Source organism: Castellaniella sp., from assembly GCF_049650445.1.
In the GTDB taxonomy this organism is placed as follows: domain Bacteria; phylum Pseudomonadota; class Gammaproteobacteria; order Burkholderiales; family Burkholderiaceae_B; genus Castellaniella.
Window position 1 is genome coordinate 68,465 of the sequence record NZ_JBASAD010000022.1, and the last position, 14,738, is coordinate 83,202.

Below are 14,738 nucleotides of genomic sequence, written 5' to 3' on the forward strand. Positions count from 1 at the left end.
CAGATGAGGAATTCCGCCGTTATTCGGTCGGAGTACCGCCCAACAGGCCGCCCGCCTGGAATTTCTGGGCCAGTCCAGTCCGGCTGACCCAGGCGGCCAAAGGGCGGCCAAACCACACGCGCAAGGCATGGAACAGCAGTTCCAGCACATCGGTGAATTCCGCGAATGCCATAGCCTTGGCGGCGGCATCCAGAGGCACCAAGTTGCCGTTGAGCTCGACCGAGATCAAATCTTTGGTCAACAGGCGATTGGTCCAGCCGATCAGTTGCTTGCCATCCAAACGCTGTGATAGCTTCGCGATTGCGCCAGCCATCGCCGCTTCGTCCCGCACATCATCTTGGCCACCAGCCAGCAGGGACACCAGGCCGCCCGCCGCCGGCAGAATGTCCTTTTGCAGGTCACCAAAGATCGCCAGCGCCTCGAAAGCATCCAGGGGTTGGATCAGAAAAGCGGTGCCGCTGACGGTCACCTCGATAGGCTTTGCCATCAGTTCGTCCCCCCGTTATGGAACAGGCCGGCGGCCTCGAGCGTCCACTCACGGGCCTCTAAGCCTTTGCCAAATGTCGCCTTGGCATGCTTGACCACCCAGCCGGTGCCGCCAAATAAGGTCGTTCCACGCAAGTCGGTGACCGCAATCGGCACGGCGCCGTCTCCACCAGAGACCCGATCAGCCAAATGCAGAGCTGACAAGATGTCGTTGCTGCGACTGGTCTGCTGTAGGGTCACGGTGATGGTGTGGCGAGAATCCAGGCTCATCGCCCGGGCGACCTCGCCGTCGGCGCCGGCTTCGCTGGTTACGCCGTCACCCAGTGGCTCGATGTCCACGAACGTGCCGTCAGCAAATCCCGACAGCGCGGCCACCCCTACGATGACCTTCACCCGATCGGGCGAATAGGTTTTCACGTCTGCCATTTCTCAGCGCTCCTTAAAAGTCGTAGACCAGAGATCCCTTGATCTCGGTCGTGTGGATGGCTCCGGCCAATCGGGCAGTGAATTTCAGGTCGCGCAGCACCCGGTTGGCCTTGTCGTTGGTGAGGATTTGGCTGGCGCGCGGCACACCGATGGTGTAGGACGGGATCACCTGGTCGTTCTCGTCCAGTTCGGGCGGCGCGATGCCGCCACGGCGCACGTTCAGGTCCAGTGGATCGCGGATGGCGTTGGCCATGAGCTGAATGCCGTCGTCGGTGTACGGCGCCTTGCCAGTCGAATTGGTCGCCCGCACGATGGCGCCCACGGCCGCCACCTTGATCTGCTCGGCCAGTTGGTCGCGCAACCGGATGACATCAATCCACTCGCCAGCGGCCACGCGCCCGCCCTGGGTGACCGCGAAATTGCGGAACATCTCGAAGGTGGTGACGTTCTTGCCCTTGGCGGTGATGTATTCGCCCTCCCGCAGCGGGCTGACGGCCACGCCGGCCAGTTGGACATTGGCCCAAGATTCCTGCCCCGCGTAGTAGGTGAAGCGGTTGCTCATGAGCGCCGCTTCCGGGTACTGGGTATCAGCGCTGGCGCTGTACATCGCCGACGTGCGGAAATACTGGTTCTCCATCAGGTAGCTGGCGATATCGCTGGTGGCGCCCGAGTCAATGATGTTGGGATCCTTAGAGGCCGTGGAGAACAGCTTTTCGTTCGCCTCGGTCCAGGCCGCCGCATCTTTCACGTCTTGCACGACACGGCTGGTCAGGATCAGGCCGTACCAGTTCGACATCTCGCCGTTGACGGCGGCCAGGGCATCGGTCGCCGATTCGGCGCTGGCAGCCAGGACCATCTCCAGGTTGCCGGCCACGCTGAGCGCCATCGGCTTGCCGGCTTCATCGTTGATCAGAGCAATATCCGCGGCCGTGGCGGTCGCCGTGACAGGCGCCGCCGTGCCGTTGATCGCTGCGGCCAGACCGGTGGCGATAGCCGCCTCATCGTCGGCCTGCAGCCCAGCATAGGACGCCTTCACGGACTGTTGGGTACCCGTACCATCGCGCCATTTGAGCGTGACAGAGTATTCCGCCACCGCAGCCTTGGTAACCGTGACGGTCGCGCCGTCGACCTGGCGCCGGCCGATGTAGCACTGCGCGACGTGCGGGGTCTGGCTGAAGACGTCGCGCGCCGCCCGGTACAGAGGATCCGTGGCGGGCAGGCCCATGTCCAGCAGTTCGTCGGCGCCGGTGATGACCAGCACCCGGTTGGTGGACAGGACATGACTTCCCAGGATCAGCATGTCGTTGAAGGACTTTTCGTCGATCGCCAGGGTGCCGAGGGAAATCACGACATTGGCGATCCGGTCGAGGTTTGCCATAGGAGGCTCCTATAAAAACCGCATCAGCGGCCCAGAAAGAAGAAGCCCGGCTCGGAGCCGGGTCAGTGGATGAAAAGGGACGGTTGAAGTTGAGACTCCAGCGCTTCACGCCGTCGCCTGAAATCGGGAATGGCGTACTTCCGCTCCAGCATCAGGCGCGATCCGAAGGACGCTTTGACCTGGGTGGAGACCTCCTCTGCCACCAGCGCCTGAAGTTGCTGATACAGGTTCTGCGTGCGCTGGCTTAGTGCATCACGCATGCGGTAGAACTCGCGGATCAACCGGACCTTGAATGCCACAACCTCGTCTGTGTTGCGCATCATCGAAATCAGCAGAGCGGCCTGCTGCTCGTTCAACATGGCGTATTCGGTCGGGGCGCCGCCGCCCTGTGGGCGTTTCACCACCCGCATTTCAAATGCCAGTGGGCCGAACTCCTGGAGGATGGCCGCATGCTGCCGGATCAACTGGATGACGCTCTTGTGCCTGGCCTTCATGCCGCGCGCGATCACGAGGCTGGATGCTAGGGGTTCACCGCCGATGACGGAGACCAGTGGCTCGAATGGTGTTTGCATATTCACTCCCTGCAATGCCCTGGAAATGAGGATGGCCGCAGCAGCGCCCCAGGGAAGGCGATTTCGGATGCCTCCTAGCTGCGGCCAAAAAGAAACCGCCCGAGGGCGGCGGATAGGAAGAAAAATCGTCAGGCCGTGGTGATCGGCACAGACGGCAGACCATCAGCCGCCAGCGAGCCTTGGATTGTTTCAATCCAGCTCGTCCACTCGACATAGCTGCCGACGTAGTGGCAGGTCAGGTCCAGGATCGTGCGTTCCTCGTAATGGATCTTATCGACCAGTGCCGGAACGTCCTGGATGCGATCCACGCTCAGGATGCCGATATCCAAACTCTCGCTGGCATCCTGGGCGGCTTCACTGTGAATGCGCAACGCCAAGGCGTCCGCCCGCCCCCAGGCGCCCGGTCCGTAGCACTGGATTTGCACTTCGACCACGCGGGAGGCGAAGGACTTGCGGTTGCCATCGCCATCCACCTGCCCATGTTCGACCGGGTGTGGTGCGCTGGGCGAGATCTCGATTGTCGAAAACTGCTTGGCTGGGCGCGGGCCGTTTTCGTTGGCAAACACCGTGGGCTCATCCAACAGGCCGGCAAACAGGGCATGAAAATCATCGTGAATCATGGCAGTTTCGTCATTGCAGCCAGATAGCGGTAATGCGGGATGATGCCCGATTGCCAGGGGCTGACCGCCACCAGCAGATAGCGCTCACCCAGCCATTCAAGGCTATCGCCGTTCGTACTGTTTTCCCCTGCCACATTCAACCGCACGTCGGTGTAGAGGCGCACCATGCGCTCGATCCTGCGTCCGGGCTGTTCGGCCTGCATCTGGTCGTAGTCGCCCGAACTGGCCGGCTGCACGGATGCAAGAATGGCGGTGGGGTCGCCGTCTGGCCCATCCTGCCAGCGCCCGCCTACATAGCTGCCAGGCAGGCGCGGGATGATGGTCTGTGGCGCGCGAAGGCTCATTTCTTCCTGACCTCATGATCGATGGCGTTGTACAGCAGTTTTGTATCTTTCAGTGGGTCATCACGACCCTTTTTCTTGACGGTAGACGGGGCATTGCGTGCCCACGGCCCATTGTCGATGTGCGCATTGATCCGTCCATGGAACCACTTGCCCAAATCGGCAGCAGCAGCCTCTGGCGTCAGGCTTCCGTCGAGAACCAGCCCAACTTGCTTCTGCATCACGTCGGCTGTCTTTTCGCGGTAGGCGTCCGCAGTTCCGCCGATAAAGTCGCGCTTTGGGATCGTGCTGGTTCCATATACCTGAATAGTGGCGACCTCGCCTATAGTCATGCCGTTGTCATAGGCGTCGTCAAAGTGATTCGGAAGAATCCCGGCTGCGATCTCAAGATCACCCAGGCGCACGCTCTCGCGCACGATCTTGTCCAGGCCATGATCGATCACTTTGACGCCGCTCATTTCACACACGCCCCACGCTGCATCTTGATCGGACACTGGCGAGCCATCTCGTCGTACCGCGCCTTGAAGCCAAACTGGTCCAGCGCCTCTGATCCGCTGGCGTAGGTGCGGGACAGGTCACCCTCGGATTCGCTCTTGATGCCAGCCGTCGGCACAACGCCACCCTCTTTCCCGACGCGCATCACCAGCAACCATGCCGCATACAGCGCCTGGGCGGCGTCCTGCTCGGCCTCGGACAGGCACCATGGGCGCTTGTTGGCCGCCAGGGCCAGCGCCTGCTGTCGATCATCTTCCGTGTATCGATCGCCAGGAAGCTCGAAGGCTAGGATTTCGAGAGGGGTCATTCGTCGTCGCTCCTCGCGGCATCTTCAATCAATTGCAGCTTCGCTATTTCAAGGGCGCCGACGGCCAGCGCAACCGGCACCGCGCCATCGTACTTATGCACGGCTTCCAGCACGTCATGGACGATGCCCCCAGCCAAAACGGCCACGCCTGCCATCAGGGAGTCATCCACTGTCAGGCCTTCTTGGTCCCGCGCTTCGGCTTGGCGATAACCGCCGCCGGGCGCGGTGCGACGTTCGCAGCCGGCCCGGAGCCGGCCACCTCGACCCACCCCTGGCGCTGCAATTCGCGGGCTGCAGCGGGGCTGGCGTCGATTGTGCGCCCGCCTCGGATCAGCGTGACGATGCTCATTGGACATCTCCAGCAGCCCGCAGCGCGGCGCGGATCTTGTCGGCGCCGGCACGCGCATGCACGGCCACGCCACGCTCAGCGGCCAGGGCGCGCAGTTGGTCGACGTCCAGATCATCCAGGCCGTCGGGGTTCGGTGTGATCGTGAGCGCCCGCAGCTCGTCGGTGCCCATGTCTTCGGAAAACTCGATGCCGCGCTCGGTCAGCATGTCGATCAGCAGCTTGCGCTGTTCGGCGTCGGGCAGGCGGCCATCGTCGCTGTCGGAGGCGGCTTTCGGCTTCGATTGCTTCTCGCACTGGACCCAGCCCAGCTTTTTGTGTTCGGCCAGGGCGCCGGGATGCACTTCCAGATAGTCAGCGCCTTTGCTGACCGGGATCAGATGGGACATTTCGCATTCTCCAGAATGCTGGGGCCGAAGCCCCAGCGGTTCATCAACCGACCAGCAGGGCGACGTGCTCGGGCTTCACCACCGCGCAGCCCCAGGCCAGGCAGACCTCGTACTTCACCTGGCGGTACTGGCGGTACACCCGGACCTCGAACGTCATGCCGGTCACGGGATCCGTGATGGTCATGGCGTCGTCGGCGGAGTCACCTCCTTCCGGCACGGCGGGCGCGCGGGCGGCCAGTACGATGGCACCCCGGGCAAACGCGGCGTTCGGCGTGTAGTTCGCGCCGATGGTCATCGCGCCGCCATCGGCCAGGGCGACCAGCAGGCCGGGCTTGCCGATCCCGAGCGTGGCCGGCCCGGTGATGCCGGTGTTGACGACGTACTTGTTGGTGTCCCCGCTGAAGGTCACGATGTCGCCAGCCAGCACGGTGCCGGTACCGGTTTTCAGCACGATGCCGGAGACGCCCGCAGCGTGTGCACCATCAGCCACGTAACCCGCGCCGGTGCCCTTGGTGTGCAGATTGATGCCGCCCGAATACCGCAGGGCGAAGTTCTGCACGCGGTCGGTCATGCCGTTGCGCAGCATGTCATTGGTGCCGGCCTCATTCACCTTGAAGAGCACTGATTGCTTGCCGCGCAGGTTCGCCATGGCCATGGAGCCCAGCACCAGTTGGCGATCCACGATGGGCGCACCGTTGACGTCCAGGATCTGGGCCACGCCCGCGAAGTCGGACAGATCGCCAGCGGTGCCAAACGGCGCCGTGCCAGCCGTGCCGTAGGCCCGCGAGGCGCCCGCCATCGCCGCCAGGGACAGATCGATTTCCACCGCGTTGACCAGCTTGCGCATGGCGTCGGTGAACTGATCGGCCAGGATCTGGTTATAGACGCCGGTCGAGCCGACTGCCCGCTGCTCTTCGCCATTCCAACGCACCGGAGCCGCCTTGGACTTGGTGATGGTGACGTCCGTATGGTCGACGGTGGTATCGCCCGAGTTCGCGGGTTGCGCGCCCGGGGTGATGTCTTCCAGTTCGCCCGCCTCGCCCAGGGGCACGCGGACGGTTTGACCGACGGCGGCCCGCTCGGCATTGGAATCGCGGCGAACCGCGGGGATGAAGCCGACCATTTCACGGGAAACCGTGTTCAGGGCGGCATACAGGGTCGGGATAATCCCAGTCAGGGTGTTAGCCATGATGTTGATCCTTGAGAGATGAAACGAAGGTTGAATTGCAGGATCATCCGACCCTGATAGCGCCAGGCCTCATCCGAGGCGCCAGCCGGGGTAATGCGTTAATCGGTGAGCGTGACGGCCTTGTCGCCGGTGACGGCGGCCATCTGTTCGGTGGGAGACAGCTTGGAGAACTGCTCGCGACTCATGGTGCGGGCGCCACCTTGGCCACCGCCACTGCCGCCGGCCCCACCGCCCGACGCGCCAGAGCCCTTCAGGATCTGATCCTTGTAGGGGTATTGGTCCACCAGCACCTGCAGGGCTTCGTCAAAGTCGGCCAGTTCGCCCGGGCGGGCAGCGGAGAAAATCTTGTTGCCGTTGGCGTCATATGCCACGGTCTTGCCGTCCTCGACCTTGAAGGCCTGGCCGAAACGGGCCTGCACCAGGTCGGCGGGGATGGCGAATTTGTCGGCGATGATCTTGGATCGAGCAAAGCTGCCGCCGATCTTCTCGGCGTAGAGCTGATCTTCCAGCGCCTTGGCCTTGCTGTTCGCCTCGTCCAACTGCGCCTGGAAAGCCTTACTGGCTTCAGCCTTCACTTTCTCGACCTCACCGGCGTCGATCAGCTTCTTGCTGTCCAGATTGGCGACCGTTTCCAGCGCCTTGATCGCGGCTGCCGGATCCTCGATGCCCTCGAAGCTCTTGAGCGTCTTTTCGGCGGCCTCTTTGGCCTCCCGATGACTCTTGGCTTCGGCGTTCAAGCGGCTGATCGTGTTGCGCGTGCCAGGAGCATCGAAAGCCACTTCCTTGCCGTCGTCTTCGACGTACACGGGCTTGCCGTCCTGCACCTCGGCGTAGGTCTTGCCGTCCACTTCCAGGGTTTTGAGCTTCATTGCTTTGTTTCCTCGGCCATCCGGCCACTACGGGCATCTGCCCACGGCGCCCGCCGCCATCCGGCGATCAGGCATAGAAAAGCCGCCCACAGTTGCCTAGGGCGGCCAGAAAGAAAATGCCAGCTCGGCAGCAGGCAGAATGCTGTGTATCGACGGTCAGTCGCCGCCGTACTTATTTTTCAGGTCAGAAATCGTGATGATCTTGCCCTGCCCGTTGATCAAGTCGGACAGAGTGATGTCACCGCGCTTCCAGATTGCATAGCGGCCAGGCCCGAAATATCGCCCCTGCCACTTCGCCGACTTGGTTTCAACGAACTCCTCGAATGTCATGCCTCGGCTGACCTTCCCGTCGGCGCCAGGAATGGCGCTGGCTGGCCCATCCTCGGGCAGCTCCGGGATCATGTTGCAGCGGCATCCGGTGTGATACGGGGATGCGCCGATTGCCCGGACAGCCTCGTTTTTCGCCACCATGTTCAGATCGAACAGCTCGCCGTCCATGTTCCCGCAGAGCAGGCACGTCTTGCTGTCGAACATCGAACTTGAGCGGTAGCCAGAGATCAGGCTGGTTTCCGTGGCGGCGGTGCGCTTCGCCTCGGTCTCTGCCGCCAGGGTCATTTCCTGCACAGCAGACTGCACATTGCGCGCCGACTTCTCAATCACGCCGCCGCGCCCAAAGATCGGCTCCGTTGCCTCCCTCATGCCTGCCGCCTGGGCCATCCTCAGGGCGCGGCGGATATTGCGGCGCACGCCCTGCGATGCCGACTCCCAAGATTCAGCCGTGGTCATACCGCTGACCAGCACATCAGCGACTTTCGGCGGGATGCGCCGGCGTGACCTGATGGCCCTGGCAATCTCGGGTGTGATAACTGCCAAAAGCTCGGTCAGCCCAGTGTCCGTCAGTCGATCAATCCGGCGGTACCGGCCATCAATCCGCGTCACAACGCTGGCAATCAGGGCATTCATCTGACGCCTATTCAGGCGCGACAAATCGACACCTGCCAGCAGCGCCGCGATTTCTTCACCCAGCGTCAGGACGTGCTGACGCGCATCCTGTTCCAGCCCCCGGCTGTACGCAATAACATCGAGGTGCAGCTCAGAGAAACGGTCATACAGGGACGCCATTTACCGCCCCGCTGTTGATCCGCTCCTGCTCTGCTTGCCAATCCAGTTCGTTGCTGATCACTCCCCGGCGCTTGCATTCATTGAATGCCGTCTCTTCCGAGATAATCTCGCTGGCAACCAGTTTCGTCAGGCCATCTACGCCGGCGGCTTGGTCATCAAGAGCATCGAAATCATCGTTGACGTCTGCGTGGCCGCCATCGTCAATGCCGCGAAATTCGGCCATGATCTGCAGGACCTGATCGATCGCGTCCTCCAATCCTTGCGCCATAGCGCCAAGTGCGGACTGCTCGACAATAGCGTCTGATTTTGCCTGGGCGACGGCCTTGGTCGCCTGCGACGACTTGACCAGCAGCTTGGCGCCGGCCTCGCGCATTTGATCCTCAAGCGCCGCCAAACTGTCACTGCCGACCTTGACGCTCTCTGCAGACCCCTGAACCACACCCATGGATGCGCCCGCGGGCAATTGAACGACAGATTCGGCGCTAGCGGATATCTTCGCCTCTCCATCGATGCCTGCTGCATAGACGATCCGGATCCGTGCGAATCTCACGCTTGCGTCCTGATCAGACTGCTCCTGCCAGTGCTTGATGTTCAGGTGAGCGAGTTCCAGCAGCGGGGATTTCGCCTGAAGCATGCCGGTGCGTCCACTGTAGAAGGTCACCAGTGGGATGCTGGAAATACTGGTCTGCCCCTCGTCCACCAGGGTCCAGTCGGCCTTCCTGCTGTCCTCGGGCTCCTCCCAGACTTCAAAGCGTCCAGGCTCAAGCACCCGCACGCGGTTGACCAGCTTGGCGCCATATGCGCCATCGCGCACCGTCGCCGTCTCGCGGATGCGCGCCTGCACCAGCGTGCTGACGTTGTTCTGGATCTCAACGATCCAGCCGATCAGGTCATGCGGGCGCACCAAGCGCGCATATGGGCGCAGATTGGCCGCCTTCGCGTCCTGAAGCGTCAGGACGCCATCCGCGCGGGAAGACAGCCCAGCGGTCTTCGGATAGTCAACCAGCGCATGGCACAGGCCATACGCAAGTCCGGACGAAAACCAGCTCGCTGCAAACACATCCAGATCGTTACCCTGCAGGTCGATGTTTTCGATGTCGCCCTTCAGGTCATCGGCTACCTCGTCTCGATTGATGGGCCGGTAGAACACGCGCCCGGTCATGTTTTTTACTGTCTCAGAGAACGCGGGGTACAGCGTGGCGCACGCCAGGCGCTTTTTGTAATCCTCCGGACATTCCATCTCAAATCGCGGCAGGTACTTCTCGCCTACAGCCCGCATAGCTGCCGTCCCGCCCATCAGTGCGTCGATAAGGTCGCGGTCGCCCTGCCCCGCTGTGTATTCGGCGCTCGGGTCGTTCACCTTCAGGGTCATTTCAATCTGCCTATGGTTTGGGTGGCCACGCGCTTCACAATCGGCCACTCACGATCCACGCAATATCCAATTGCGGTCGTGATGTGCTGGTATTGGTTTTTCTGGTCTTCCTGGAAGGCCGACCCATCCTTTAGCTGCACGGTTGCCAGGCCCTTGTCGCACCACTTGGCAGTCGCCGGATTCACGAACAGGCTGATATGTCCGTCCGCCGTCTTGATCTTGGCCCGGACCGCGTTCTGGCGATCCTTGATGGCCGGGTGCGCTGGCTTGACCCGGCGTGTGTACGCCCAGCCATTGGCCTTCAGAACGCCCTCGATGTCGGTGTAGTCCGATGCGTGGCCGTGCTTTTCGCCGGCCTGTCCCGCCGGATCGCCATAGATCAGGACATGCCGGTTTTTGTGATCCTTGAACTTCTCGACGAACTCGACGGCTGACTGCTTCGATACCGCACTGGTCAGCACTATTTCGTCCAGCAGGTACAGGTCGTTGTTGCCCTCGCCGCGCCGCACACCGACGGCCGATGACAACGGCGTGTAGTTCTGGTCATGCATCCACATCAACTGCTCATGCGGCTCGATCCTGGCCGTCGTGTGGTTCGCCTTGCTGTAATCCTCATAGATCCGCCCGGAAGCGGTCTCGAAACTCGCTTCAAACTCTTGCCTGAACTGCTTGGCTGACATCGCCCGCTTCATCGCGGCGATCACGTCGGGCGGAAGGATCTCGGCAGACTTCCAGTGAAATACCGCGAAGTCCGGGTTTTGTCCGGTCTCTGCGGCGCTGCACAGGTCGTAATAGTGATTCAGGCCATCCGGCACACCTAACAGCCAGCACCAGGCCCGGTATTCCGGGTCCAGCGGGTTGACCGTGTTCAGCGCCGGAAGGATGTTCGCCTCCCAGGCCGATGACTTCACATCGGCGAATTCGTCGATGCCGCCGCCCTTCCATGGGATGCCCTCGATGCGCTGCGGCTTGTCCAGGCCGATGACATGGATCTCGCTGCCGTTGGGCATGAAAATGATGCGGTCGGACTCGCTCGGGCGCCTGGCATGTAAGGCCGACAGCGTGAAAGCCTTCAGGTCATCCCAGAAAATCTTCTTCGCCTGGTCGTGCGTCGGGGCAGCCGCGAAGTACGGCCCCGGAACTCGGTTCGCCTGCTTGATCAGGAACCGCTTGAATCGCTCCGTCTTGCCGCTACGCCGTCCGGCAGGCACCAGCGGGAACCGGATACCGCTCGGCACAGCCTGCACGAGCGCCAGTTGAACCGAGTGATCAATCAGCGGATACCAGCGGGCAAGCTGGCGATCCAGGATCAGATTGCCGGTGCTCATGACGGCAGCTTTTCGATCAGATCGACAAGCACCTGTTGGATGTTATCGACTGGCGCCGCCTGCTTGTGATTCACGTACGCATCGCCCGTTTCCTTGGCGGCCTGCTCGAGCGCCTGCATAGCCAGGGCGTAGTTCTTCATGTCCTCAGCCTTGGTAGCGATCCGGCCAAGCACCCTGAGCCGGTACATCCGGTTCGCGATCGCGATATCCTCTTTGCCCTCCTTGAAGCTGGCTCGGGTCTCGTGAAAAAGATCGGCCCACTTCTTTCCTAGGCCCTTGCTTGCGCGTTTGGTCGGGTCATGTGTTTCACACTGCTGGCGCGATACCGTGATACCGAATTCTTTCTTGACGGCCTCGGCCACCTGGGAAGGAGAGTCGAAGCACGCCAGCGCCTGTGTGATAAAGGCTTTGACCTCGCTAGTCAGGGCTGCCATAGGCGTCTATCCGTCGCGGCCAGTCAAGAATCAGGCCGACTTGAGTAGGCAGGTTCCGCAGGCCCTCGCAATGTTCAGTTGTGCCACTTCGGGCGATGATTGGGCGGCCACCACGAGCCGAGAGACATCCCCCGATGCGCCGTAGCGCTGCACCACGCCGACGAACTCCTCGACGTCATGGCCGCGCATTGCCAGCCGGGGCATGCCGTCTTTCGTGAACTTTGGCGCCCCGAATTCATCCTGCTCCTGGCCGATGTGATAGAGCTCGTGCTCGACCAGCGCGCAGAACTCGGTGTCGCTGCACTGGGCACAGTAGTCGGCGGCCAAGGTGATCAAGAATTCCGGCACATGGCCGAACCACTCACGCAGTTGCTGTTCCTGCCTCGCCTTCTGCCAGCCGCCGGCGCGGATCATGACCTGCTCGGCCTGGCCCACCACCGTACGGCCACGCTTTGCGAAGGCCGACGAGGCCCACAGAAAGCCGATGTCGGCGTCGATCAAGTGAGAGTGATCTGGATTGTGGAGCGGACCGCCTTCAGCCAGGACGATTTCCTGGACCCAGGCGGCAAGATCGAGGGTCGGAGCAAGGGATGTGTAAATCGAGTCGGGCAACAACAACGCATCTGGTGGCATCGGGCGCCTGTCGCTGCTATGGTTGTCTTTCATAATGCGAACCTGTTACGCACAGGTTCTCTTTTGGCGTAGCCATTGGAGACTCCATGACAAAATGCACGTGCCGATTTATCGGCGGCCCTCATCACGGCGAACCTGTTGAAATACCGTTCAATGCGGATGCGATTAGCATCATCAACAGCGAATCGAGATACCTCACATTTGGGATAGTCCACGGGCCAACTAACGAGCCGCGCATGTATTGCGTCCACGTTAGCCTGACATCCAATGAAGAGCTGACAGACCAGGCAGTGTCTTTGATCGCAAAAGACAATCTATGGGACTGGGGTGCCCCGTATGGAACAGAAGACACCCCAAAATAGCTGCCAAAACACCGCGCCCCGCGAATCTCTCGACTCAGCGGGGCACGAAACGATGCCGAAGCATCGGGAGGAGACACTGGTTGCGGGGGCGGGATTTGAACCCGCGACCTCCGGGATATGAGCCCGACGCGCTGACCTGGCTGCGCTACCCTACGTCGATCGAACGTTAATCACTAGGGATGCGCCCCGCGTATCTTCCGGCTGGGCGCGATGGGTGGCGGACTTGGGAGGATTTCCGTTTTCTGATTCTTTCTGGATCTGTCGCTACCAGATATCGCGAGTACCATCTGCTCAGACGAAAGATGCGCAGTGAGGCCCGCAACGCCAGCACCAGGCTGTACAAAAAAAGGAAGTATCCGATCCCACCAGCTATGTAGTTCCCGATATCAATCCACGCCCTGTAGGGCATCAGAAATTCCGGAGTCGGGAACTGATATCCCTTAACAACAAGAGCAAACAACATTGCTATCAATTGCACGGTCACAAAGACAATGAATGCTGCACCAACGCTGATGTACGCGTTGTCGTCTATCTTGTCCCCGCGAACCAAAAACCGCTTGAACTCATCGCTGCCAAACCCAAGAAATATTGCGAACCCGGACACTGTAAACCCGAGAATAGTCGGCAGGACATCAATGACCTGATTCCACCACGGATGCATCAACCAATACGGCGAAGCAAGTACCCATGTAACTGCGGCCAGCCAGAACTCAGGCCCATAGCAAATACCTTTCACGCCACGCGTATTGCGCCATACAAATATCAATAGCGCCAGGTTGCCTAACGAGCGCCGTTTGGCCACACCTCACCCCTCTATAGAAATTTCTGCATCACAAACGAAACTAGTGCTCGCAACGCCCCTTGTGTGTTTGGGTCATAGGACGCTCGCTCATACATCGGAAAGTCCTTTGAGGACGCGTGCTCTCTAACGCCCTTGGCGTTTTTCCCGCTAACCTTGACCTCTCCATGGTTCGCCGCAATATGCGAAAGCGCTTTAACGCCTTCGTCCGGGGTCAGGGTTGGTTCTTCAGGTGCCTTCTTTAAAATTATGCGCTCAGACCCAGCGCTCAATCGCTCAAGCCTATCCAAGACCTCAGCCTCGTCTTCATCTTCGAGCGCGTTTGGCCGTTCTATAAATATCTCTAGCGTCTTTAAAACGCGCCACGCCAGGAGTTCGTCGATCGCTTTCCGATCCGTCAAAATAGTTAGGTCTACTTCGCCAAATCGCTCAATGATCTGCTGCCGCAAGACCAATTTACTCAGAAGCCTGTGAATGGTAGCTGCCGCCATCCCGCCATCTGAAGACTTGCTAACAAAATACAATCTGTGCTTCGTAGGCAGAAACACGTACGGAATGGTCTTCAGGTTGGGCTTGAGATAATCCGGTATCGATACCTTCAGCACCTCATCTTCGGTCGCTGGCTTCCTGCGTTGTATATCAAACCACGGCTCATTGGGATCGATATTTAAGAATTTGTAGATGTACCCGGTTATCGGCGCCTTAGGATCGTCCTTGTTTTCGCTGCGTGCCTCACCGATCATCATCGCCGAACTACCGTACAACGCCGTCCCTCGATTTCTATAGAGCATGCCCCAAAACTCGACATACTCTTCGAAATGATGGCGCGTATGAACTCTTATATTGAGTCCGCTCACCTGGAATGATCTCTCCCTTGCCATGCCGTGCATCCTCCTGTTACAAGAAGGTACAGAATACGCGGCTTATGCGACGGTCTCTATAAGCAAAAACCCCGTTGACCAAGCGAGGCTCAGAAAATCTATCACCCGGCGATCAGCCCGGACGGCCTGCAATGCAGGACTTGCGCCGCGCCCACGAAGGGCCGGAAATCAATCAACGATGACGGTATTGCCGCCGCCAGGTCGCTCCAGCTTGGCTTGCAATTCAGCTTGTAAGCGGCCGATGGCCCAGACCAACGCAAGCGCGGCGGTGTCGCGGCACGTTCCGTCATCTGAACTGAAGCCGCCGATTTCGATCTTGCCATCAGTCACCACGACAGTGCCAGTCTTGGTCAGCCTGCAGAGGTCGCCATCAAGCATGGAGGCTCCAA

Annotated in this window: 21 protein-coding genes and 1 tRNA gene; all 22 read right to left on the minus strand. The window is 60.5% G+C overall.

Features of this window, described 5'->3' with window-relative positions; genetic code table 11:
- Positions 1 to 19: 19 nt before the first annotated feature.
- The 22 genes from WA983_RS07765 to WA983_RS07870 all read right to left on the minus strand — a co-directional run bounded on the left by WA983_RS07765 (position 20) and on the right by WA983_RS07870 (position 14,727).
- Positions 20 to 487, minus strand: coding sequence for a phage tail assembly chaperone (locus WA983_RS07765; RefSeq protein ID WP_424311839.1), 468 nt, complete (start codon positions 485 to 487; stop codon positions 20 to 22).
- Positions 487 to 912, minus strand: coding sequence for a phage structural protein (locus tag WA983_RS07770; protein ID WP_424311840.1), 426 nt, complete (start codon positions 910 to 912; stop codon positions 487 to 489). Before WA983_RS07770 ends, WA983_RS07765 begins: the two co-directional genes overlap by 1 nt.
- A 13-nt stretch (positions 913 to 925) precedes the next feature.
- The gene (locus tag WA983_RS07775) at positions 926 to 2,290 is read right to left on the minus strand and encodes a hypothetical protein (protein ID WP_424311841.1); all 1,365 of its coding nucleotides are present in this window, start codon (positions 2,288 to 2,290) and stop codon (positions 926 to 928) included.
- Positions 2,291 to 2,352: 62 nt separating this feature from the next.
- On the minus strand, positions 2,353 to 2,862 hold the full coding sequence (locus tag WA983_RS07780) for a Rha family transcriptional regulator (protein ID WP_269360252.1): 510 nt from the start codon (positions 2,860 to 2,862) through the stop codon (positions 2,353 to 2,355).
- 128 nt (positions 2,863 to 2,990) lie between these two features.
- Positions 2,991 to 3,482: a phage neck terminator protein gene (locus tag WA983_RS07785; protein WP_424311842.1), complete on the minus strand. Its 492-nt coding sequence runs from the start codon at positions 3,480 to 3,482 to the stop codon at positions 2,991 to 2,993.
- A complete protein-coding gene (locus WA983_RS07790; protein WP_424311843.1) occupies positions 3,479 to 3,826 on the minus strand; it encodes a hypothetical protein in 348 nt (115 codons plus the stop codon). Before WA983_RS07790 ends, WA983_RS07785 begins: the two co-directional genes overlap by 4 nt.
- On the minus strand, positions 3,823 to 4,281 hold the full coding sequence (locus tag WA983_RS07795) for a hypothetical protein (RefSeq protein ID WP_424311844.1): 459 nt from the start codon (positions 4,279 to 4,281) through the stop codon (positions 3,823 to 3,825). The genes WA983_RS07790 and WA983_RS07795 overlap by 4 nt, the downstream gene beginning before the upstream one ends.
- Positions 4,278 to 4,625, minus strand: coding sequence for a DUF4054 domain-containing protein (locus WA983_RS07800; protein WP_424311845.1), 348 nt, complete (start codon positions 4,623 to 4,625; stop codon positions 4,278 to 4,280). Before WA983_RS07800 ends, WA983_RS07795 begins: the two co-directional genes overlap by 4 nt.
- Positions 4,622 to 4,795, minus strand: a complete 174-nt coding sequence (locus WA983_RS07805; RefSeq protein ID WP_424311846.1) for a hypothetical protein — start codon at positions 4,793 to 4,795, stop codon at positions 4,622 to 4,624. Before WA983_RS07805 ends, WA983_RS07800 begins: the two co-directional genes overlap by 4 nt.
- A gap of 2 nt (positions 4,796 to 4,797) precedes the next feature.
- Positions 4,798 to 4,974 carry a hypothetical protein gene (locus tag WA983_RS07810; RefSeq protein WP_424311847.1) on the minus strand — a complete coding sequence of 59 codons (177 nt, stop codon included), beginning with the start codon at positions 4,972 to 4,974 and terminating at the stop codon, positions 4,798 to 4,800.
- Positions 4,971 to 5,360 carry a hypothetical protein gene (locus WA983_RS07815; protein WP_424311848.1) on the minus strand — a complete coding sequence of 130 codons (390 nt, stop codon included), beginning with the start codon at positions 5,358 to 5,360 and terminating at the stop codon, positions 4,971 to 4,973. Before WA983_RS07815 ends, WA983_RS07810 begins: the two co-directional genes overlap by 4 nt.
- A gap of 43 nt (positions 5,361 to 5,403) precedes the next feature.
- A complete protein-coding gene (locus WA983_RS07820) occupies positions 5,404 to 6,549 on the minus strand; it encodes a P22 coat - protein 5 family protein (protein WP_424311849.1) in 1,146 nt (381 codons plus the stop codon).
- Positions 6,550 to 6,647: 98 nt separating this feature from the next.
- Positions 6,648 to 7,418: a DUF6651 domain-containing protein gene (locus tag WA983_RS07825; protein WP_424311850.1), complete on the minus strand. Its 771-nt coding sequence runs from the start codon at positions 7,416 to 7,418 to the stop codon at positions 6,648 to 6,650.
- A gap of 156 nt (positions 7,419 to 7,574) precedes the next feature.
- Positions 7,575 to 8,540, minus strand: coding sequence for a hypothetical protein (locus tag WA983_RS07830; RefSeq protein WP_424311851.1), 966 nt, complete (start codon positions 8,538 to 8,540; stop codon positions 7,575 to 7,577).
- Positions 8,524 to 9,912, minus strand: a complete 1,389-nt coding sequence (locus WA983_RS07835; RefSeq protein ID WP_424311852.1) for a DUF4055 domain-containing protein — start codon at positions 9,910 to 9,912, stop codon at positions 8,524 to 8,526. The genes WA983_RS07830 and WA983_RS07835 overlap by 17 nt, the downstream gene beginning before the upstream one ends.
- Positions 9,909 to 11,240 carry a terminase large subunit domain-containing protein gene (locus WA983_RS07840; protein ID WP_424311853.1) on the minus strand — a complete coding sequence of 444 codons (1,332 nt, stop codon included), beginning with the start codon at positions 11,238 to 11,240 and terminating at the stop codon, positions 9,909 to 9,911. Before WA983_RS07840 ends, WA983_RS07835 begins: the two co-directional genes overlap by 4 nt.
- Positions 11,237 to 11,674 (minus strand): DUF2280 domain-containing protein, encoded by a 438-nt coding sequence (locus WA983_RS07845; protein WP_424311854.1) that lies wholly within the window; start codon positions 11,672 to 11,674, stop codon positions 11,237 to 11,239. The genes WA983_RS07840 and WA983_RS07845 overlap by 4 nt, the downstream gene beginning before the upstream one ends.
- Positions 11,675 to 11,704: 30 nt before the next feature.
- Positions 11,705 to 12,340 carry a putative metallopeptidase gene (locus WA983_RS07850; RefSeq protein WP_424311855.1) on the minus strand — a complete coding sequence of 212 codons (636 nt, stop codon included), beginning with the start codon at positions 12,338 to 12,340 and terminating at the stop codon, positions 11,705 to 11,707.
- Between the two features lie 406 nt (positions 12,341 to 12,746).
- Positions 12,747 to 12,824, minus strand: a tRNA-Met gene (locus tag WA983_RS07855).
- A gap of 11 nt (positions 12,825 to 12,835) precedes the next feature.
- Positions 12,836 to 13,471, minus strand: coding sequence for a hypothetical protein (locus WA983_RS07860; RefSeq protein WP_424311856.1), 636 nt, complete (start codon positions 13,469 to 13,471; stop codon positions 12,836 to 12,838).
- A gap of 11 nt (positions 13,472 to 13,482) precedes the next feature.
- Positions 13,483 to 14,358, minus strand: coding sequence for a DUF4747 family protein (locus WA983_RS07865; RefSeq protein WP_424311857.1), 876 nt, complete (start codon positions 14,356 to 14,358; stop codon positions 13,483 to 13,485).
- A 159-nt stretch (positions 14,359 to 14,517) separates the two neighbouring features.
- On the minus strand, positions 14,518 to 14,727 hold the full coding sequence (locus WA983_RS07870; RefSeq protein ID WP_424311858.1) for a hypothetical protein: 210 nt from the start codon (positions 14,725 to 14,727) through the stop codon (positions 14,518 to 14,520).
- Positions 14,728 to 14,738 lie beyond the last annotated feature (11 nt).

What these genes read in the sequence shown, in the direction of transcription:
- WA983_RS07765 (WP_424311839.1), bottom strand. Translation starts at nt 487, where the DNA reads ATGGCAAAGCCTATCGAGGTGACCGTCAGCGGCACCGCTTTTCTGATC.
- WA983_RS07770 (WP_424311840.1), bottom strand. Translation starts at nt 912, where the DNA reads ATGGCAGACGTGAAAACCTATTCGCCCGATCGGGTGAAGGTCATCGTA.
- WA983_RS07775 (WP_424311841.1), bottom strand. Translation starts at nt 2,290, where the DNA reads ATGGCAAACCTCGACCGGATCGCCAATGTCGTGATTTCCCTCGGCACC.
- WA983_RS07780 (WP_269360252.1), bottom strand. Translation starts at nt 2,862, where the DNA reads ATGCAAACACCATTCGAGCCACTGGTCTCCGTCATCGGCGGTGAACCC.
- WA983_RS07785 (WP_424311842.1), bottom strand. Translation starts at nt 3,482, where the DNA reads ATGATTCACGATGATTTTCATGCCCTGTTTGCCGGCCTGTTGGATGAG.
- WA983_RS07790 (WP_424311843.1), bottom strand. Translation starts at nt 3,826, where the DNA reads ATGAGCCTTCGCGCGCCACAGACCATCATCCCGCGCCTGCCTGGCAGC.
- WA983_RS07795 (WP_424311844.1), bottom strand. Translation starts at nt 4,281, where the DNA reads ATGAGCGGCGTCAAAGTGATCGATCATGGCCTGGACAAGATCGTGCGC.
- WA983_RS07800 (WP_424311845.1), bottom strand. Translation starts at nt 4,625, where the DNA reads ATGACCCCTCTCGAAATCCTAGCCTTCGAGCTTCCTGGCGATCGATAC.
- WA983_RS07810 (WP_424311847.1), bottom strand. Translation starts at nt 4,974, where the DNA reads ATGAGCATCGTCACGCTGATCCGAGGCGGGCGCACAATCGACGCCAGC.
- WA983_RS07815 (WP_424311848.1), bottom strand. Translation starts at nt 5,360, where the DNA reads ATGTCCCATCTGATCCCGGTCAGCAAAGGCGCTGACTATCTGGAAGTG.
- WA983_RS07820 (WP_424311849.1), bottom strand. Translation starts at nt 6,549, where the DNA reads ATGGCTAACACCCTGACTGGGATTATCCCGACCCTGTATGCCGCCCTG.
- WA983_RS07825 (WP_424311850.1), bottom strand. Translation starts at nt 7,418, where the DNA reads ATGAAGCTCAAAACCCTGGAAGTGGACGGCAAGACCTACGCCGAGGTG.
- WA983_RS07830 (WP_424311851.1), bottom strand. Translation starts at nt 8,540, where the DNA reads ATGGCGTCCCTGTATGACCGTTTCTCTGAGCTGCACCTCGATGTTATT.
- WA983_RS07835 (WP_424311852.1), bottom strand. Translation starts at nt 9,912, where the DNA reads ATGACCCTGAAGGTGAACGACCCGAGCGCCGAATACACAGCGGGGCAG.
- WA983_RS07840 (WP_424311853.1), bottom strand. Translation starts at nt 11,240, where the DNA reads ATGAGCACCGGCAATCTGATCCTGGATCGCCAGCTTGCCCGCTGGTAT.
- WA983_RS07845 (WP_424311854.1), bottom strand. Translation starts at nt 11,674, where the DNA reads ATGGCAGCCCTGACTAGCGAGGTCAAAGCCTTTATCACACAGGCGCTG.
- WA983_RS07850 (WP_424311855.1), bottom strand. Translation starts at nt 12,340, where the DNA reads ATGAAAGACAACCATAGCAGCGACAGGCGCCCGATGCCACCAGATGCG.
- WA983_RS07865 (WP_424311857.1), bottom strand. Translation starts at nt 14,358, where the DNA reads ATGCACGGCATGGCAAGGGAGAGATCATTCCAGGTGAGCGGACTCAAT.
- WA983_RS07870 (WP_424311858.1), bottom strand. Translation starts at nt 14,727, where the DNA reads ATGCTTGATGGCGACCTCTGCAGGCTGACCAAGACTGGCACTGTCGTG.